The organism is Burkholderia sp. b14 (assembly GCF_900156195.1).
In the GTDB taxonomy this organism is placed as follows: domain Bacteria; phylum Pseudomonadota; class Gammaproteobacteria; order Burkholderiales; family Burkholderiaceae; genus Mycetohabitans.
Window position 1 is genome coordinate 1,289,023 of the sequence record NZ_FTPJ01000003.1, and the last position, 18,253, is coordinate 1,307,275.

The following is an 18,253-nucleotide window of genomic DNA, read 5'->3' on the forward strand; positions in this document are numbered from 1 at the left end:
TTGCGAGCATCGCAATGCCGTAAACGAGCGCCATTGTTGCGTGATCGCCATTGGGGCCCCGCGCATGAACGACACCGGCAGCGTCGTGATGGAATGCCGGAACGCATTGGCCGTCGCGTCCCGTATCCGCGCGTCAGCGAACGCGCACCGCCGTGCCATACCGGCTACGGCGTTTCAGCCACCCACCGATCCCGATCACGGTCAGCGCACCGATAACGCCGGCGACGTAGTGATACGCTTGCGTGCTATCCTCAAGCAGCCTCCCCACAAGGGGATCACCGATGATCAGGCCACCGGCAATCCAGCCGAGCAACGCGGCGCCGAATGCGACGATCGCCGGGAAACGACCCAGCAATTTGAGCACCAGCGCGCTGCCCCATACGATCAACGGCACACTCAACAGCAAGCCAAAGACCACCAGCCCCAGCCGATGCTCCGACGCAGCCGCATCGGCCGCGCCGGCTATCGCGATCACGTTGTCCAGGCTCATTACGAAATCGGCAACGATGATGGTACGCACAGCCGCCCACAGCTTGTCCGCGGCCTTGACGCTGCCATGCGCATCCGGTTGCGGCCGCATCAACTTGATACCGATCCACAGCAACAACAGGCCGCCAGTGAGCTTCAGGACTGGCACGTCGAGCAACAATACGGCGAACGAAATCAGCACGACGCGCAGCGCGATGGCGCCGACCGTGCCCCACAGCACGCCTTGCACCCGTTGCGCGGGAGAAAGATTCCGGCAGGCCAGCGCGATGATCTGGGCTTCACCGGCTGGAAAAAGATACGGCCGGCCACCGCATCGCGGTGGCCGGCCGTGCCGGAAGTGATGAATACGTGTCGGCGGTGCTTACAGCACCGACTTCAACAAGCGACCCATCTCGGATGGGTTCTTCGTTACCTTGATGCCGCACGACTCCATGATCTCGAGCTTCGCTTCGGCGGTGTCGGCGCCACCCGAGATCAATGCGCCAGCGTGACCCATCCGCTTGCCCGGGGGCGCCGTCACGCCGGCGATGAAGCCCACGACCGGCTTCTTCATGTTGTCCTTGATCCAGTACGAGGCATTCGCCTCGTCCGGGCCGCCGATTTCACCGATCATGATGACCGCATCCGTATCCGGATCGTCGTTGAACATCTTCATTACGTCGATGTGCTTCAGACCGTTGATCGGGTCACCGCCGATCCCGACAGCCGACGATTGGCCCAGGCCAAGCGCAGTCAGTTGGGCAACCGCCTCATACGTCAGCGTACCCGAGCGGGAGACAACGCCGATGCGACCTTTCTTGTGGATGTGACCGGGCATGATGCCGATCTTCAGCTCGTCGGGTGTGATCACACCCGGGCAGTTCGGCCCGAGCAACAACGTCTTGCGGTTCTCGCGGCGCATCCGGTCGCGCACCTCGATCATGTCCCGAACCGGAATGCCTTCGGTGATGCAGATCGCCAGGTCCAGATCGGCTTCGACGGCTTCCCAAATTGCCGCAGCGGCGCCGGCCGGCGGCACATAGATCACCGACACGGTCGCACCGGTCTGCGCCTTGGCTTCCTTGACGCTGCCGAAAATCGGAATGCCCTCGAAATCCTCGCCGGCTTTCTTCGGATTTACACCCGCGACATAGGCAGCGCGGCCATTCGCGTACTCGCGGCAGGCGCGCGTGTGGAACTGGCCAGTCTTGCCGGTAATACCCTGCGTGATGACCTTCGTATCTTTGTTGATCAGAATCGACATGTAATGACCTCTTTCGTTCGGCGTCGCAGCTCGCGCAGGCGCGGTGGCAACGACACCATGCGTATCCTCGAAGTGAGCGCGGCGGCTTACTTGCCTTCGGCTGCGGCGACGACCTTCTGCGCGGCTTCTTCCATGCTGTCCGCGGAAATGATCGGCAACCCGGAGTCGGCGAGCATCTTCTTGCCGAGGTCCTCGTTAGTGCCCTTCATTCGCACGACCAGCGGGACTTGTAGGTGCACCGCCTTCGATGCCGCGATCACGCCCTCGGCGATCACATCGCAACGCATGATCCCACCGAAGATGTTCACAAGGATGGCCTTCAAGTTCGGGTTCTTCAGCATCAGCTTGAACGCTTCGGTTACCTTCTCGGTCGTCGCACCACCGCCGACATCGAGGAAGTTCGCCGGTTCGCCACCGAACAACTTGATCGTATCCATCGTCGCCATCGCCAAGCCGGCGCCATTGACCAGACAGCCGATGTTGCCATCCAGGGAGATGTACGCAAGATCGAACTTTGACGCCTCGATTTCAGCCGGATCCTCTTCGTCAAGATCACGGTATGCAACGATCTCCGAGTGACGGAACAGCGCGTTCGAATCGAAGTTGAACTTTGCGTCCAACGCGATTACCTTGCCGTCGCCGGTCAGGATCAACGGGTTGATTTCAGCCAGCGATGCGTCCGTTTCCCAGAACGCCTTGTACAGTCCATGCAGGTTTGCACGAGCCTGTGCGAGCGATGTATCCGGCACGCCGATTTTCTTAGCGATCTCGTCTGCTTCAGCGTCCTGCAAGCCCTTAGCCGGATCGACCGCAACCTTGTGGATCAACTCGGGCGTCTTCGCAGCCACTTCCTCGATGTCCATGCCGCCTTCGCTGGAGGCCATCAGCACGACTTTTTGCGAGATACGGTCGACGACGAGGCCAACATACAGTTCCTTCTTGATGTCCGCGCCTTCTTCGATCAGCAGCCGGTTGACCTTTTGCCCTTCGGGGCCGGTCTGGTGCGTCTTGAGCTGCATGCCAAGGATCTGGTTCGAATATTCGCGCACCTGATCCAGGGATTTCGCGACCTTGACACCACCGCCTTTGCCACGGCCACCCGCATGGATCTGGGCCTTCACCACCCAGACCGGGCCGCCGAGCTCCTCGGCCACCTTGACGGCTTCGTCTACCGAAAACGCGGGCTTGCCGCGTGGCACCGTGACCCCGAATTTCCGCAGGATCTCTTTACCCTGGTACTCGTGAATCTTCATGCGTGATTCCTTCAGTCTGAGAGTTGGAATGAATATCGCTGTGTGCGGCGCTTGGCGCGGCTTCGCGCACGACGCGGCGCGGACCTCACGCGGCGCGTGGCCATACCAGCGCGGATAGCATTGCGTGACCACGAGCCGTCAAGCTTCGACGCGTGGCAGCGAACAAGCTGAAACGGCATCACATCGCCGGCTGCGTCCGTGTCTGACACGCCTGTCTGCGACACGTCGCCGACGCAAGCCTGGAGGGTTACTACACTCGTCGATAGCATGCGCAAATTGGTCAGATGCGCGCGGCCCGCCGCCTCACCAAGACGCTCAGTAACGGCATGCCGGAGCCCACGACGCAGGTCCAACTCAATCAATGCGCGATCGCTTGGATTGACGTCTTCGCCATGCCCCAGATCAGAAACCCATTTCACCGCCGGTGACTGCGCATCGACGACATTTATCCGATGATCAATCGTCACCCGCAGCCGGAGTTTGTGGATAGGTAGCTCGGTCAGCCTAACGCCGGTTGCGAGTTGCGTGTCACGCGCGTTGCAGTCGGTCAGGCATGCTTCGATGTCCCACAGGCCGTCTCCGCGCTCGAACGCTTGCACGTCAATCGCACGGCGATGACGCGCCCGACGAGGAGCAGAGGGAGGGAGCGGCATGGAAAGGGTTGCGGCCGGATGGAAAACTCAGCGATTTTAGCATACCGGTCTGACGGCCTGACGACACCCGCGTGCCCACCCCGGAACGCACTTCACCGCCACGAACGCATAGACGGAGCACAGCATGCTACGTAGCACGACGCGGTCTACGCAGACCGTCATTCATCGCCGGCTTCGTCGTCGATCCCGCTGACGAGCCGCGAAATCACCACGCGGGAAAAGCCGCGGGCGGCCAGGAATCGCGCCTGCTTCGCACGCTCGGCCGGCGACTGCGCGACATGGCCCTGAAATTTCTTTTGCCACACCGCTTTCGCCCGCTCCCATTCGGTTTCCCGTAATTGATTGCCGATGTCGTCCAGCAGGTCGCCATGCAACGCGTGCCGCTTCAACTCACCAACGATCCGGGCCGCGCCGAAGCGGGACGCACGGCGATGCACGACGCTTTCAGCAAACCGACTATCGGACAGCCAACCGTCCCGTTCGAGTGCATCGAGAATCGGCTCAATATTGTCGCCTTCCTGGGCGTCGCGCTTGAGCTTAGCAGCCAGTTCGGCACGGCTGTAATCTCGGCGCGACAAATACCTCAACGCGCGCCCCTTCAGGCTTGGCACAGGGCGCGGGCACTTCGTGCGCACTTCGCGTTACGCTTGTCCGCCCTCGGCGGCTACCGCGCCGGCCGGCATCGCCACGACACCGAGCGATTCACGAACGCGATTTTCGATCTCGCGCGCAAGATCCGGATTTTCACGCAGGAACTCCCGCGCATTGTCCTTGCCCTGGCCAATCTTCTCGCCGTTGTAGCTATACCAGGCACCCGCCTTCTCAACGATCTTCGCCTGGACGCCAAGATCGATGATTTCACCGTGTCGCGAAATCCCCTCGCCATACAAGATGTCGAAAATCGCCTCGCGAAACGGTGGCGACACTTTGTTTTTGACCACCTTAACCCGCGTTTCGTTACCGATGACTTCATCGTTCTTCTTAATCGAGCCGATCCGACGGATATCGAGCCGGACCGACGCGTAAAACTTCAACGCATTGCCGCCGGTGGTGGTTTCCGGGTTGCCGAACATCACACCGATCTTCATGCGAATCTGGTTAATGAAGATGACCAAGCAGTTGGTCCGCTTGATCGTACCGGTCAGCTTGCGCAGCGCCTGCGACATCAGCCGCGCCTGCAAGCCGGGCAGTGAATCGCCCATTTCACCTTCGATTTCGGCTTTCGGCACGAGCGCAGCCACCGAGTCGATGACGATCATGTCGATCGACCCCGAGCGCACGAGCGCATCGGCGATTTCCAGTGCCTGCTCGCCAGTATCGGGTTGAGAAATCAGCAGTTCCGACGCGTTGACGCCCAGCTTGGACGCATACTGGACATCGAGCGCGTGTTCCGCGTCGATAAACGCGCAGGTGCCGCCGATTTTCTGCATCTCAGCGATTACTTGCAGTGTGAGCGTCGTCTTGCCGGACGATTCCGGCCCGTAAATCTCGACGACACGGCCACGCGGCAGCCCACCGACGCCTAGCGCAATGTCTAGGCCGAGCGAGCCAGTCGATACGACTTGAATGTCTTCGACTGCCTCGCCATGGCCAAGTCGCATGATCGACCCCTTACCGAACTGCTTCTCGATCTGCGACAGCGCGGCAGCCAGTGCCTTGTTCTTCTCCGCAGTCAGTCCAGCTGAGCCTTTCTTGCTTTCTTCCATGAATCGTCCTTTGCTATGATGAGCGGCAGTCCGTTACCGAGGCGGCACGCCTCGCATCGCGGCCATTCCGGCCATCTCTGGATAATACCGCTGCCCGCGCCAACGCACGGCTTCGGATACTGTATAAAAAAACAGTGTTGTTTGCAAGCGCGAAATACATGCGTCCTTTTCGCAACTAGCATGCCTGGTCCCGCCGCGTCCCCCGGAGGGTAGGGTCGATGCGTATTGCGCTGGACACCGCATGTCATTGCAATATGTACGATAAGAAAACGCCGAGAACGGGGACAAGTTTGCGCCGCCGGCACTAAAATGCCCATACGCATGCTTATTGCCGAAAATGACAGCATACTCGCGGATGGCCTGATCCGATCACTCCGCCATTTGGGCTATGCGGTCGATCACATCAAGACGGGGTCGAGGCCGACGTAGCCCTGTCGATGCAATCGTTCGACCTGCTATTCCTTAATCTCGGACTGCCGCGCATGGGCAAGCTCGACGTATTAAGCAGGCTGCGGCAACGCAATTCCAACCGCTTTGCATCGGCCGGCCCCCAAGGGGGACGTGAAAGTGGTTGACAACACGTCTGCTCATGCCCATAATCTGAGATTCTTTCGGCGAATTAGCTCAGTCGGTTAGAGCGACGGAATCATAATCCGCAGGTCCGGGGTTCGAGTCCCTGATTCGCCACCATATTTGACGCGGCCCGCCACGATGCGGGCTGTTTTGTTCCGCAAATAGCGCGCTGTTCTGCAATCTTCGCTACCGGGTAGACGTCACCAGCTTGCCCTTCCGGTGCCGCACATATCGGCGCGTCATCTTCTCATCAGCGTGTCCTAGCTGGTCGTTGGCCGCCGCCATGCCTGCCGATTTCCCCTTGTCGGTGCCCCGCTTTAACGCGCAGGTCGTGGGACTGGAACGCTTCGATGGCAGTGGCCAGTTCGTGCCGTTTCTGCGCACGCACCTTCTTCGCTGCACCCAACCACGCTCGTGGGCATCGCCATAGACAAGCTTCGCTCGCTCCAGCATTACGTGTGCGCGGTGCGGCCGCAGACAGTAGGATGCAACTTATCTGCATCATCAGTTATTTGAGCCGCACGTTGTTTGGGCTGCTTGCTGTTTACCAGGGCCAGCGTCGCACGAGCTTCTTCAAAAGTGTGCGTTACCAAAAAACGATGTAACAGCTCCCGCATATCGTCAGAGCACTATCCGCCAAAAACATGGCGTTTAAAAGTTCATAGCTGTGCTCGTCTTCCCGCTTTTAGCTAACCTGCTGTGCGGTTTCGCTTCGTATTGCGCCGTTTCTTTTTATCGACCGCTGAGTGTGCTGATGGACTTTGATCTGAATGCCGCTTTAAACGACTATAGTGCCTACATCCGCGCGTTGGAGTCGTGCCCGCAACCCGCCGCGTCGGTGCCACCGCCACGGCAGCCACCAAGCAGCGCTTTAGCTAACACGTCGGCCAGCCGGCCCACGACATATCATGACCTGCCGCCCGAACTGATTGAGCGGATCGGTGACTACGTGCCCGTTCAAGACGTGAAAAATTTTTCAGTAGTCAATCGTCGCACGTATCATGCGATGCAAACCAAGCAGTTAGTCTACCGCTACTGGCAACGAGCCAATCAAGCCGTAAGTCTCGCGTCAATCAATCAACTGCTCAATGAGATGGATGGCACGCTCGCCGATCCGGCGCAGCACGTCGAGCCGATTGACGCGTTGCGCCAGCGTCTGCAAGCATTGCCGAAGGCCGAGCAAGGCGAAGCGTTCAAGCGATTGTTCGCAGCCGCGCAGCGCATTCCGAAGCATGGGTTACCAATACAAAAGGCGCTGATGCTGAGATTTCGTTATTTGCCATGGTATCAGCGTCTTGAAGTATTTGACTTCGCTCACGCCTTAGTGGCACAGCGCGGGCCTGAGCAGGACAATGTCTGGCCGGCACTGGCGATTGGGTTGATCAATTTCAACATCGGCTCACCGGAGTTCATTGAGCGTTATCAGGCGATCTTGGCGCGGCTGCCGTCTTTGAACGTGTCCCAGCAAGCGGAGCTGATTTCGGTCTTGGTCGGGCTACTGGGGCATTTGCATTCGGATAGGGCGCACCCGAGTAAATCCGCGCAGTACGCGTTTTTTTACGAACAGACTCTGCGCCTTCCACCCGCTTATCAGGGTAAGGCAGTTGGCGCGTTGGCGGACAGCATATGGGTCTTGCCAAAAACGGAGCAGCCCGTGCGTTACGCGCAAATGCGCGACTTAGCTTTATCGCTGCCAGACGAGCAGTGGGGAATCGCATTTCGCCATTTGCCGGCGGCGGGAATCAAGGCGTTGCCGCCTGACCAACATGCACAGGAGTTGGCCTTGTTTGAGCGCCATTTGGCGCGTGTGCCAGCGGCGCAGCGTGAGGGGGCGGCGCTCGGATTGCTGTCTAGTATTCGTTATCTGGATGAGGCGCTGTCGCAGCGAGTATGGCCGCAAGGGTTGGATTTGATCAATGGCAGGGGCGAAGCGGCGTTATTGCGTCTGCTCACCGGGCTTCAGACATATTCTGTGTTCCGGACCATTAACGATCAAAAATTATTATCTGCCAAGGCTCAGGTCATCGAGTTTATGGAAGCCAATCGTTTCTCTGAGGCGGCCCGTGCACGCATCCTAGACAGTGTTCGAAATTGGAACTTTCCATGGCTCAGGCATGAGCCATCTTAATGGAAGCGGTGCGCAGAGTTGGTTGTGGCAATCAGGGCTGATTGTGCATCTGTTCGGTGCAAGCATTCTGCGCCGCGGCGATCTGATTGAGGTCCTGCCAAAGCACCGAGCGGCCCCAATGCCGATGACATTGTTCGCCCCCCACCGCGAACCGGTATCCAGACGGTTTCGAGTCTTTGCCGAACGGCTCGAACCGCTGTTGAAACGGCGGCTGTCGCAACGGTGATGTCGCACCGGCCATAAGCTCATGTTTTTTCGCCATCGTGTGGAACATGCGCACGTGAATCGGGACCGATCCTTGCTCTCCCCATGCACGTCGCGCTGCGCGCGGCACATCAATCACGCTGGAGGTATCGACGGTATGAACCATTCACAAGCGCAAACAGATATCGCGCGGGCTTTGCTAATCATTTTTATTTTGTCGCTGTTGATCGGGGGCAGCCTGTATATCATGAGCCCGTTCCTGCCCGCGCTGATTTGGGCCACGATGATCGTCGTGGCAACGTGGCCGATGATGCGCGGCGCACAGGAGCGGCTCGGCGGACGACGCGGCCGAGCGACTGCGTTGATGCTGGCCGCCTTGTTGATCGTCATCGCGTTGCCGCTGTATGGCGCGGTGGTAGCCATCGCGGCCCACGCCGATACGATCCTGCAACACGCCCGCGCCCTGCCAGACTACCGGCCCGCTCCGCCACCGGCTTGGTTGCACGAGGTGCCGCTGGTCGGCGAGCGCATCACCTCGGCATGGCAGCGGCTCACCCACGCCGGCGTCGACGGCCTGCTGGAATTCGTTGCCCCTTACGCGGATACCGGCGCGAAATGGATGGTGTCGCGCGCGACCGCGGTCGGTGGCGTACTCGTGCATCTGCTGTTGACGCTCATCCTATGCGGGGTGTTGTACATGCATGGCGAAGCGGCAGCCGGGGCTGTGCGGCGCTTTGCTTATCGCCTTGCCGATGAACGCGGTACGGCCGCGGTGCGCCTGGCCGGCCAGGCCATCCGCGCCGTCGCGCTGGGCATCGTCGTCACCGCGGCTGTGCAATCGGCGCTGGCCGGGCTGGGGCTACTCGCCGCTGGGATACCCGGCGCGGGCATGGTATGCGCGATCACCCTCATCTTCTGCCTGGCGCAGATCGGTCCGCTGCTGCCGTTAATTGGCGCGGCAATCTGGTTGTTCTACCAGGACGCGACTATCGCCGGGGTCGCCATGCTCATCTGGGCGTTCGTCGTTTCCAGTCTCGACAATGTCATACGTCCGCCGCTGATCCAGCGTGGCGTGGACCTGCCGATGCTATTGGTGTTGGCCGGCGTACTTGGTGGACTGATTGCATTCGGCATCGTCGGACTGTTCATCGGGCCGGTCATTTTGGCTGTCACCTACAAGCTGATGCACGCATGGATCGATGAGCAGGCCAAAGCCGTATCCCGCCCCTCTCGCCAAGAACGGGCGTAGCCGTAACGACGCAAACGCCCCACGCCGGCGTTCAACCCAGCACCGCACGACGAGCAATGTGCTCGTCGGCGCGCCGATGCTTGCGCTGGGCATCACATTCGCGGGCTCCACGCTGATGGCTGCCTGCGGTAGCGACAACGCGTGACGGGAGCGTTGTCGCCGCCGGTCAGCATGGCGTCGCTCCAAGGCGCGTCGTTCAACTCGATGCCCGCACCTGCGTTGGCTAACTCGGCAGCCATGGCAAGCACGAGCATGGGCTTGATACTGACGACCCGCTTCAGCGACGGCAGCCGCCGCGCCTACAATCTGGCTTACCAGCCGTTCAGTCAGAACCTGTACGGTGATCCGACCAAGACTGAACCCTACTCCTTACCCGTACGGCCACCTAAGCCGCCGCACGTGCGACGACAAGTTTTCACGTCGCATTGTTGAGACGCAATCGGGCTGTTAGCGCAGTGTATCGACGATCAACGCAACGTTTAGGCCAATCACCAGCACTGCGGCCACCATCGATAATACGGCAAGCCACGGACTGAGCCGATAGCCACCCATCACATCGCGATGGCGACACAACCAAACCAGCGCAATCATCGGCACCGGCACCGTGAGACTCAATACCACCTGGCTGATGATCAAGGCGCGGGTCGCATCAACACCGGCAGCGACTACCAGGAATGCAGGCAACATCGTCACTAAGCGGCGCACGATGACGGGAATGCGGAAACCGACGAAGCCCTGCATGATCATTTGTCCCGCCATCGTGCCGACCACCGAGCTTGACAAGCCCGAAGCGATCAGCGACACGATGAACAATGCCGAGGCTGCAGCACCAAATAACGGCGTCAATGTCCGGTACGCCTGGTCGATCTCAGCAACATGTGCATGACCAGGATGGAATGCGCCGGCGGCCATCACCACCATGGCCATGTTGACCAGTCCCGCCACACTCAACGCAACGAGCACCTCGATCCGACTGTAGCGCAGCAGCGCGCGACGGTCCGCGTCGCTTCGCGCGACGACGCGCTCGCCGGTCAATCCTGAATGCAAGAAAAGCGCATGCGGCATCACCGTCGCACCGACGATGCCGACCGCGATGGTCAATGCCGGATGGTCGGGTATTGACGGGTGGAGCGCGCCGTGCCCCACTGCCCGCCAATCAATCGGCACGATGAACAGCTGCGCAACGTAGGCTAATGCGATAATACCGACCAGGGCGCCGATCGCCAGTTCCAGCGGCCGAAAACCGTGCCGCTGGAACATTAGCATTAGGTACGTCAGCACGCCGACGATCACCATGGCGGTGAGCAGCGGAATGTGAAACAGTAACGCCACGCCGATGGCCCCGCCGATGAACTCGGCCAGATCCGTGGCCATCGCCGCGAGTTCGCTGGCCATCCACATCGACAAGGTCACCGGCTTGGGCAAACGCGCCCGGCATAACTGGGCCAGGTTACACCCGGTCACGATCCCGAGCCGTGCCGACAAGCCCTGGAAGAGCATCGCAACGAGGCTGGCGAACAGCACCACCCACAGCAACTGATAGCCATATCCAGCGCCGGCCTGGATATTGGTGGCGAAGTTGCCCGGGTCCATATAGGCGACCGACACCACCACGGCCGGTCCAGCCAATGGCAACAGGATCCGTACGCCGCGTCGGCGGCCGTCTAGAACCTGTCTGACTTGTTGCGCGGTTTGCTCGCTAGAAATCGCCATGAATTTGCACATCCCCATCGTATTGAACGCCTCGGCGCCGGCGCGTGCGCGCCCTCCGGCAACGCCGCGTCGTCACCGCTCTGGATTGCGGCGGTCGTCAGCCACAACCTTGCGGCCATATTCGAGCGCCGCCGCACGCGCCTGCTCAATCGTGTCGAATGGACCGATCTCGGGAGCACCCGGAAATGGGAAGATCACGCGGCGATCGGCCTGTCGCACGACCTTCAGCACACCAATAAAACGGCCGTCCATGCCGGGCTTAGCGGTGACGAGCACCTTAAATCCTTCACTCCAGGATTGCTCGGCGCCGGGATTCTGCCTTCCAGCTTGGGGTGGGTTGTACTGCACGGTCCTCTCCTGTCGAGTCGGCACCACACACCAACGCCGTGCGGCGCCCCGCGCCCGCCGTCGCGCCTTGTTTGAAACACGGTGCCAGCTACTTCTATCGGGCGACGCCGTTAGCCGTTAGCATGGTTCATTCCCGGCTGCAAGCCACGCAATTTGCGGGCTTGAGCGAACGCAAGCCAGCCGCGCCGCACACACGATAGGTTTAGCCCGCGATGCGTTTGATACACGATGTGTTTGATACGTGGTACGTTTGGTATGTGATACCCACGAGTACGAGCAATACCACTAGTACGCAGACGCGCCAGCAACACACCCCGCACCGACATCCGCGTACGACAGGCAGCAGGAATCCAGCGCTCGGTGCCGCATCGTTCACCGTCAACCGACTGGCGCTCGGTACCGCGTCGTTCACCGTCAACTAGCGCCTCGTCGCCTCTCGATGAACAAACGCGCCCGCTCCACTCCGGCGCGCACGACTTCATCAGCTGTCAGCCATTCCGGCGCCACCTCTTGTGGCATATCGAACTGCACTGGTTCGCGATCGCGCGTGATTTGAATCTGCGGTACCCACGCGCCCCGCGCGTTGCGCTGCGCCGTCACCTTGGCATGGTGGTCCAAATAATCGAATACCGTGACGCCATGATCACTGACGCCGGACAAGCTGTTCATCATCGTCCTCCGTTGATCCACATTGCCCTCGAGAGTGCCGTCATTACGTTACCTGTCACACGCTTGCGCCGGATACGGCCGCTTTTCAACGAACGGATCAAGCCGTTCCGGCTGCGCATGGATTTCTTGCGACCGCACGGCGTGCACCAGATAGCCTTCTACGGGGCACGCGGGTGACGTCGCTATCGCAATACCCGTGCCACGATGCGGTTGCGCATTGCATTGGCGGGAACGCACGTTGCGCAAACAAATCGGCGGCTGACGCTACGCGTGCGGCCTTGGCGAGCACCGCGACACCTTTCACGTCACAGGAGGCTTCATGTTCGTCCACAACAAACGATTGCAGTACACCGTACGGGTCAATGGCACGGACCCTGGCCTGGCTAATCTGTTGCTGGAGCAGTTCGGCGGCCCACAAGGCGAATTGGCCGCAGCCATGCGTTACTTCACGCAGGCCATCAGCGAGGAAGATCCCGGCCGCAAGGACATGCTATTCGACATCGCGACAGAAGAACTCAGTCATCTGGAGATCATCGGGTCTATCGTCGCGATGCTCAATCGTGGAGCGAAGGGCGAGTTGGCCGAGGCGGTCGATGAGCAGGCCGAGCTTTATCGCAAACTGAATGGCGCCGGCAATGACAGCCACGTGACACAAGTGCTGTACGGCGCCGGCACGCCGCTGACGAATTCGGCCGGCGTGCCGTGGAGCGCCGCGTACATCGATACAATCGGGGAGCCAACCGCTGACTTGCGCTCGAATATCGCCGCCGAGGCCAGGGCCAAGATCGTCTATGAGCGGCTGATCAATGTCACCGACGATTCTGGCGTGCGAGACGCGCTCGGCTTTTTGATGACCCGCGAAGTCTCTCATCAGAAATCATTTGAAAAAGCGCTTTATTCCATTACGTCGAATTTCCCGCCGGGCAAGCTGCCGCCCGCGCCGGAATATGCGAACAGTTATTTCAAGATGTCGACCGGCGCGGCACCGGTACGCGGACCCTGGAATGAGGGTGGCGACTTAAACCTCGTCGAGAATCCGCCGGTGCCGGTCGATGGCGGTGACGGCCAGGCGAGCGTGACACTGCAACCGGATGAGGATGCCGCGCTGAGCGCGATGAAGCAGCGACTCAGGTCGGACCCGGCCACGGACCCACCCACTGGCGCGGAGTTAGAAATGAACAAGCGATGACCGCGGCGCGCGACGTGTAGCGTCCCCGGCGGTCCACGCGATGATGAGCTACCCGTCGCGGTGCATCTTCGGTCGCGACAACACAAATCCCGGATTACCTACACGATGTCCACGCTTTTGCCTTTCCCAAACCGCCGCGCGGCGGGCAGTGCACTGGCCGGCGCGCTGACCCGCTATCGGGATGCGACGCCGCTGGTCGTCGGCTTGCCGCGCGGCGGCGTACCGGTGGCATTTGAGGTCGCCCGAGCGCTGGGCGGCAGCCTTGACGTGCTGCTGGTACGCAAGCTCGGCGCGCCGCAGCAGCCGGAACTCGCGCTAGGTTCAATCGTCGATGGTGATCCGCCACAAGTGCTCTGGAACGAGGACATCGTTGTGGCGCTGCGCCCCGGGGATGACTATCTGATCGCCGAGCAGCATCGTCAGCAGCGGGAATTGGCGCGACGCCGCGAGCGGTACCGACACGGCGCCACACCGATGCCAGCCGCGCAGCGCACGATCATTATTGTGGATGACGGCGTGGCCACCGGAAGCACGATGAAGGTGGCCCTACTCGCGTTGCGCAATTTGGGCGCCGCACGCCTAGTCGCCGCAGCGCCGGTCGCTCCACGCGACGTCTGGAATTCGATTGCGACGCTGGCGGACGACGCTGTGTGCCTCGCACCGCTCGATTCGTTCAGTAGCGTGAGTCTATATTACGTCGATTTCACGCAAACCACTGACGACGAAGTCATCGGGTTGATGGCGCAGGCACGCGGATGGCAGCACCGCTGACGGCTAATCGTACGCAAGTTAATCCTCCGGCACCGTCGTATTGACGAAGTCGAGCAACTTCGCGCGAGCCGCGTCGCTGAGCGGGTAACGCTCGATGAACGCTAGAATCTCGTGCTTTGCATCCTCCCACTGCTGCATGGGAAGCAAGGGTACCAATTGCTGATGGGCCAATTCGTCGACCACGGTAGACAGACAGGTGTCGTCGCAGCTGTCGAGCAGCTGAAACGCCTTGCGCCACGCCCACCTGGATAGCGTCGCGTCGTCCAGTCCAACGGTGCTTTCGAGCAATCCCAATGTGACTGCCTCACGATGCTCGGGCCGCACGCGACTGATAAGAGGCTCCAGCAGCGTGAATTCGGCTGCATGGTGCTGTTGTGGCAGCAACACCAACGCAGTCGGCAAGCGCCGAAGCACCAAGCCGATCTGATCGTCTGGCAACGCCTCCGTGAGGCTGCGTAGCTGCGCATAATGCGCCGGCATTTGCTCCGCCGGCAGCAACCATATCATATGGGCCAGTGCGCCAATTGGCGCCCCCCGATAAGCCGGGGGCAATCGCTGCACCCAATCTTGCATAAGCCGATGATAACTGGCCAGCGTGGCCGATTCATCCGGACTATCCTCGTAGAAGCCAGGCAGCAGCATCACCAACTGCACGATCAACTCCGCCTGTGCAGGCGCATCCAGCGAGGCAAGCCTGCTGATAAAAGCCGAGTATTCGCGCTCGAAGCGCGGCGGATCCAGTGGCAAGCATCTAAGCAACCATGCAAGCGAGGCCCACAACTGACCTTGCCCGGCAGCATCACTCTTTTCGATAGCCGCATGGACGAAGTCGTACATTGGCACCTGCTCCTGGACCGGCAATCCCGGTATAGTGCCAATCATCCCTTTGCGTATCAGCAAGCTCGCATGTGTCGGCAACCGGCCCGCCATGTCGAAAATCCGCTTATAGGTTTGCGCCCGGTGTTGCTGTGGCAATTCCGGTATTCGAGGCCACAGCACCTCGAGCGGCGCAGCCCGCAATATCGCTTCGCCGTCGATCCGTTCGATTTCGTCCAGCAACGCCTGCGTGCGGCGCGAATCAAGCCGATAAACATTGTCGGCTCGCTGATAACAAAGCCAGCTGCGTCGCATGTCCTGCAACGCGTGATAAGTGCGCCGCGTCGCCGACGACAAGCTGCCCATGTCGTCGAACGACGTGTGCGCGGCGATCCGCCGCATAATCTCAGGCGGCAGGTCTTCAAACGTCGTCGCGCGCCTCGGTGCGGGACTGACCGACTGTTGTGCCGCGCATTGGCGGGCCGGCAGCACGGCAAGCGCACTGCTCCCTATTAGACTGGGTGGCGCAGCGCCTACAACGGCAATCTGCTGTTGTAACATGTAATGGTCTGCAACCGCACTGTACGCGTGAATCGAATCGAAATCCATGAAATCACCGAGAAATTTTCGGAAGGAAATGCGGCCATCGGCGGCTACACGGCGCGAATCTATTGAGTCGTTGACGCATAAAATAACTTAAATCAACTCGTTGGGGACAGCGGCAAGCGGCCACAAATAGGTTTTTGGTCCGATGGCGAAAAGACCTGCGAGGCTTACGAAGAGACTTAGCCAATTATCGCATTACCGGCCAGATGGCCGAATCGCGTCGTCCGTCGCGACGTCCAGCCAAATGACCCCCTCGACGCTCAGCCAAATGGCCAATATGGCCGTTCGGTGATAGAATAACCTGCTGCATTGCAGCACCTTCGCCGCCGCAAGTCGGCGCCGCGATTCGGAAGGCGCGCCAAGCCTTCGCCAAAACCGCCTGCGTTACCCAATGCGGTCCCCATTATCGATGGAGTTACGCGTGTCTTCTAGACGCCTCTTGCGCCCGTTGCTGGCTGCACTTCTGGCTGCCAGCGCAGGCATTGCCAGCGCTGCCAAAGGGCAAGCGAACCTGCCGCCTCTGAACTCAATGGAAGCCCGCGTCGCCGCGTGCGCCGCATGCCACGGCGATCAGGGTCAGGGCACCGACAATGACTACTTTCCACGTCTTGCAGGCAAGCCCGCTGAATATCTGTACAACCAGTTGGTCAATTTCCGCGACGGGCACCGCAAGTACCCGCCGATGAACTATCTGGTCACGTACCTTTCCGACGATTACCTGCGCAAGATCGCCGAGTATTACTCAAAACAACGGCCGCCGTACCCGGCGCCGGCGCAGCCGAGCGTCTCTGCGTCGACGCTGGCGCGCGGCAAGCAGATCGTGTTGAACGGCGATCCGGCGCGCAACGTGCCCGCGTGCGCGGCATGCCACGGCAAGACGCTGACCGGCATGGAACCGGCGATCCCGGGCCTAGTGGGCCTACATGCGGACTACATCAGCGCGCAGCTTGGCGCATGGCGCTCTGGTGTGCGCCGCGCGAAGGCGCCAGACTGCATGCACACGGTCGCGACCCGCCTCAACGACGACGACATCGCCGCGGTCGCCCACTGGCTCTCCACGCAACCCGCACCGGCTAACCCAGTGCCGGCGCCGGCCCGTTCGTCGAAGATGCCGCTGCAATGCGGCAGTGAGCCGCAGTAAGCGACAGGAGACACATCAAGATGAAACGCAAGACTCTTTTCGCGCTGTCGGCCGTCATCGCGGTAGCGGCCGCGGCACTGGTGCCGGTGCTGTGGTCTGGCAGCAACAATATCCACGGCGGCAGCGCGATGGCCGCGAGCCCGGCCGACCAGGCCGCGCTGATCAAGCAAGGCGAATACTTAGCGCGCGCCGGCGACTGCGTTGCATGCCACACGGTACGCGGCGGCAAGCCCTTCGCCGGTGGCTTGCCGATGGCCACGCCGTTCGGTACGATGTACACGCCGAACATCACACCGGACGAGCAGTACGGGATCGGCAAGTGGAGTTCGGACGACTTCTACCGCGCGATGCACACTGGCCGCGGCAAGAACGGCGAATTGCTGTATCCGGGCTTTCCGTTCACCAGCTATACGAAAGTCACGCGCGCGGACTCGGACGCGATCTACGCATATCTGCGTTCAGTGGCGCCGGTTGCACAGCCGAGCCGCGAGCACGAACTACGCTTCCCATTTAATCAACGCAACATGCTGATCGGCTGGCGCACGTTGTTCTTCCGCGAGGGCGAATACAAGCCGGATCCGACCAAGTCGGTCGAGTGGAACCGCGGCGCCTACCTGGTCGAGGGACTGGGCCACTGCGGCATGTGCCACACGTCGATCAACGCGCTAGGCGGCTCGAACCAGGCAGCGGCGTTTGCCGGTGGCCTGATCCCGCTGCAGAACTGGTATGCACCGTCGCTCACATCGAGCAAGGAAGCGGGCCTGGGTGACTGGGATCTGCAGGACATCTCAGATCTGTTGAAGACTGGCGTGTCGCAACGTGGTGCGGTGTTCGGGCCTATGTCTGAAGTCGTACACAACAGCCTGCAATACATGACTGACGAAGACATCCGGGCAATCTCGACTTACCTGAAAACGATTCCGCAGAAGAAGGAAGCACCGGAGACGATGCAGTTGGAAACCTCTGTCGCGTTCGGCAAGGAGTTGTTCGAGCAAGGCAGGAAGATCTACAACGATCAATGCGCGAAGTGCCATGCGGAAAACGGTCTTGGTTATCCGCCACACTTCCCGCCGCTGGCGAACAACCAGTCGGTGCAAATGCAGTCGGCAGTGAATCCGATCCGCATGGTACTTAATGGTGGCTATCCGCCGAGCACGCACGCCAATCCTGAGCCGTACGGCATGCCGCCGTTCGCGCACTCGATGTCGGACCAGGAAGTCGCCGCCGTGGTCACGTACTTGCGCATGGCATGGGGCAACAAGGGCACGCCAGTGTCGCCGCAGCAGGTCAACGAACTGCGCTCCGCGCCGCTCGACTGATCCTACGCGAATCCCCAATCTCAGGGCGCGGCCGGAACCACGGGCCGCGCCCTTTGTCTTTGTTATCACGCTGTTTTACTTACGCGGGGCATCGCGACAGTCGGCTTGCCCTCGCGTCTTCAGACTTTCACTGCACCGATTCGCGACTGATGCGCGTTGCGCGCCGGACCGGTGACGACACCA

General features: G+C 60.7%; 15 protein-coding genes, 1 tRNA gene and 4 pseudogenes. 10 read left to right on the forward strand and 10 right to left on the reverse strand.

Going from position 1 to position 18,253, the window contains the following annotated elements; all coding sequences use genetic code 11:
• Positions 1-133 precede the first annotated feature (133 nt).
• The 6 genes and pseudogenes from B0B13_RS10295 to recA form a co-directional block, all read right to left on the reverse strand.
• Positions 134-784, reverse strand: a pseudogene (locus B0B13_RS10295) (YjbE family putative metal transport protein); the annotation flags it as partial.
• A 66-nt stretch (positions 785-850) separates the two neighbouring features.
• Positions 851-1,732, reverse strand: coding sequence for a succinate--CoA ligase subunit alpha (sucD, locus tag B0B13_RS10300; protein ID WP_041754466.1), 882 nt, complete (start codon positions 1,730-1,732; stop codon positions 851-853).
• Between the two features lie 86 nt (positions 1,733-1,818).
• Entirely contained in the window at positions 1,819-2,985 is a 1,167-nt protein-coding gene (gene sucC, locus B0B13_RS10305; RefSeq protein ID WP_076786139.1) for an ADP-forming succinate--CoA ligase subunit beta, read from the reverse strand.
• Positions 2,986-2,996: 11 nt separating this feature from the next.
• Positions 2,997-3,638, reverse strand: a complete 642-nt coding sequence (locus tag B0B13_RS10310; protein ID WP_076796197.1) for a DUF2889 domain-containing protein — start codon at positions 3,636-3,638, stop codon at positions 2,997-2,999.
• Between the two features lie 158 nt (positions 3,639-3,796).
• Positions 3,797-4,264, reverse strand: a pseudogene (gene recX / locus B0B13_RS10315) (recombination regulator RecX); the annotation flags it as partial.
• A gap of 15 nt (positions 4,265-4,279) precedes the next feature.
• The gene (gene recA, locus B0B13_RS10320; RefSeq protein WP_076786136.1) at positions 4,280-5,344 is read right to left on the reverse strand and encodes a recombinase RecA; all 1,065 of its coding nucleotides are present in this window, start codon (positions 5,342-5,344) and stop codon (positions 4,280-4,282) included.
• A 315-nt stretch (positions 5,345-5,659) separates the two neighbouring features.
• On the opposite strand from recA, the pseudogene B0B13_RS10325 reads away from it, so the two are divergent.
• The 6 genes and pseudogenes from B0B13_RS10325 to B0B13_RS18740 form a co-directional block, all read left to right on the forward strand.
• Positions 5,660-5,874, forward strand: a pseudogene (locus B0B13_RS10325) (response regulator); the annotation flags it as partial.
• An 83-nt stretch (positions 5,875-5,957) separates the two neighbouring features.
• Positions 5,958-6,034: transfer RNA gene (locus B0B13_RS10330), tRNA-Met, on the forward strand.
• Between the two features lie 637 nt (positions 6,035-6,671).
• Positions 6,672-8,045: a hypothetical protein gene (locus B0B13_RS10335; RefSeq protein ID WP_076796203.1), complete on the forward strand. Its 1,374-nt coding sequence runs from the start codon at positions 6,672-6,674 to the stop codon at positions 8,043-8,045.
• Between the two features lie 67 nt (positions 8,046-8,112).
• Positions 8,113-8,271, forward strand: a pseudogene (locus tag B0B13_RS19790) (LysR family transcriptional regulator); the annotation flags it as partial.
• Positions 8,272-8,406: 135 nt separating this feature from the next.
• Entirely contained in the window at positions 8,407-9,498 is a 1,092-nt protein-coding gene (gene ydiK / locus B0B13_RS10345; RefSeq protein WP_076796206.1) for an AI-2E family transporter YdiK, read from the forward strand.
• Between the two features lie 171 nt (positions 9,499-9,669).
• Positions 9,670-9,930: a hypothetical protein gene (locus tag B0B13_RS18740; RefSeq protein WP_076796208.1), complete on the forward strand. Its 261-nt coding sequence runs from the start codon at positions 9,670-9,672 to the stop codon at positions 9,928-9,930.
• A 15-nt stretch (positions 9,931-9,945) separates the two neighbouring features.
• Here B0B13_RS18740 and B0B13_RS10355 read toward each other — a convergent pair whose 3' ends face one another.
• The 3 genes from B0B13_RS10355 to B0B13_RS10365 form a co-directional block, all read right to left on the reverse strand.
• Entirely contained in the window at positions 9,946-11,211 is a 1,266-nt protein-coding gene (locus B0B13_RS10355; protein WP_083703787.1) for an Nramp family divalent metal transporter, read from the reverse strand.
• Between the two features lie 72 nt (positions 11,212-11,283).
• Positions 11,284-11,559: a DUF6723 family protein gene (locus B0B13_RS10360; protein WP_076786132.1), complete on the reverse strand. Its 276-nt coding sequence runs from the start codon at positions 11,557-11,559 to the stop codon at positions 11,284-11,286.
• 414 nt (positions 11,560-11,973) lie between these two features.
• Positions 11,974-12,228, reverse strand: coding sequence for a DUF6566 family protein (locus tag B0B13_RS10365; RefSeq protein WP_076797268.1), 255 nt, complete (start codon positions 12,226-12,228; stop codon positions 11,974-11,976).
• A gap of 319 nt (positions 12,229-12,547) precedes the next feature.
• Between B0B13_RS10365 and B0B13_RS10375 the strand changes: the two genes are divergently transcribed.
• The gene (locus tag B0B13_RS10375; RefSeq protein WP_076796214.1) at positions 12,548-13,417 is read left to right on the forward strand and encodes a manganese catalase family protein; all 870 of its coding nucleotides are present in this window, start codon (positions 12,548-12,550) and stop codon (positions 13,415-13,417) included.
• 105 nt (positions 13,418-13,522) lie between these two features.
• The gene (locus B0B13_RS10380; protein ID WP_076796217.1) at positions 13,523-14,188 is read left to right on the forward strand and encodes a phosphoribosyltransferase; all 666 of its coding nucleotides are present in this window, start codon (positions 13,523-13,525) and stop codon (positions 14,186-14,188) included.
• Positions 14,189-14,206: 18 nt separating this feature from the next.
• On the opposite strand, the gene B0B13_RS10385 is transcribed toward B0B13_RS10380, so the two are convergent.
• Complete coding sequence (locus B0B13_RS10385) at positions 14,207-15,613, reverse strand: amino acid adenylation domain-containing protein (protein ID WP_076796220.1); 1,407 nt, start codon at positions 15,611-15,613, stop codon at positions 14,207-14,209.
• 406 nt (positions 15,614-16,019) lie between these two features.
• On the opposite strand from B0B13_RS10385, the gene B0B13_RS10390 reads away from it, so the two are divergent.
• Positions 16,020-16,751 (forward strand): c-type cytochrome, encoded by a 732-nt coding sequence (locus B0B13_RS10390; RefSeq protein ID WP_076786126.1) that lies wholly within the window; start codon positions 16,020-16,022, stop codon positions 16,749-16,751.
• Between the two features lie 20 nt (positions 16,752-16,771).
• Positions 16,772-18,070 carry a c-type cytochrome gene (locus B0B13_RS10395; RefSeq protein WP_076796222.1) on the forward strand — a complete coding sequence of 433 codons (1,299 nt, stop codon included), beginning with the start codon at positions 16,772-16,774 and terminating at the stop codon, positions 18,068-18,070.
• Positions 18,071-18,253 lie beyond the last annotated feature (183 nt).

Bases quoted from the DNA above. Each gene is read 5' to 3' on its own strand.
- sucD (WP_041754466.1), bottom strand. From the start codon at position 1,732: ATGTCGATTCTGATCAACAAAGATACGAAGGTCATCACGCAGGGTATT.
- sucC (WP_076786139.1), bottom strand. From the start codon at position 2,985: ATGAAGATTCACGAGTACCAGGGTAAAGAGATCCTGCGGAAATTCGGG.
- B0B13_RS10310 (WP_076796197.1), bottom strand. From the start codon at position 3,638: ATGCCGCTCCCTCCCTCTGCTCCTCGTCGGGCGCGTCATCGCCGTGCG.
- recA (WP_076786136.1), bottom strand. From the start codon at position 5,344: ATGGAAGAAAGCAAGAAAGGCTCAGCTGGACTGACTGCGGAGAAGAAC.
- B0B13_RS10335 (WP_076796203.1), top strand. From the start codon at position 6,672: ATGGACTTTGATCTGAATGCCGCTTTAAACGACTATAGTGCCTACATC.
- ydiK (WP_076796206.1), top strand. From the start codon at position 8,407: ATGAACCATTCACAAGCGCAAACAGATATCGCGCGGGCTTTGCTAATC.
- B0B13_RS18740 (WP_076796208.1), top strand. From the start codon at position 9,670: ATGGCGTCGCTCCAAGGCGCGTCGTTCAACTCGATGCCCGCACCTGCG.
- B0B13_RS10355 (WP_083703787.1), bottom strand. From the start codon at position 11,211: ATGGCGATTTCTAGCGAGCAAACCGCGCAACAAGTCAGACAGGTTCTA.
- B0B13_RS10365 (WP_076797268.1), bottom strand. From the start codon at position 12,228: ATGAACAGCTTGTCCGGCGTCAGTGATCATGGCGTCACGGTATTCGAT.
- B0B13_RS10375 (WP_076796214.1), top strand. From the start codon at position 12,548: ATGTTCGTCCACAACAAACGATTGCAGTACACCGTACGGGTCAATGGC.
- B0B13_RS10380 (WP_076796217.1), top strand. From the start codon at position 13,523: ATGTCCACGCTTTTGCCTTTCCCAAACCGCCGCGCGGCGGGCAGTGCA.
- B0B13_RS10385 (WP_076796220.1), bottom strand. From the start codon at position 15,613: ATGGATTTCGATTCGATTCACGCGTACAGTGCGGTTGCAGACCATTAC.
- B0B13_RS10390 (WP_076786126.1), top strand. From the start codon at position 16,020: ATGGAGTTACGCGTGTCTTCTAGACGCCTCTTGCGCCCGTTGCTGGCT.
- B0B13_RS10395 (WP_076796222.1), top strand. From the start codon at position 16,772: ATGAAACGCAAGACTCTTTTCGCGCTGTCGGCCGTCATCGCGGTAGCG.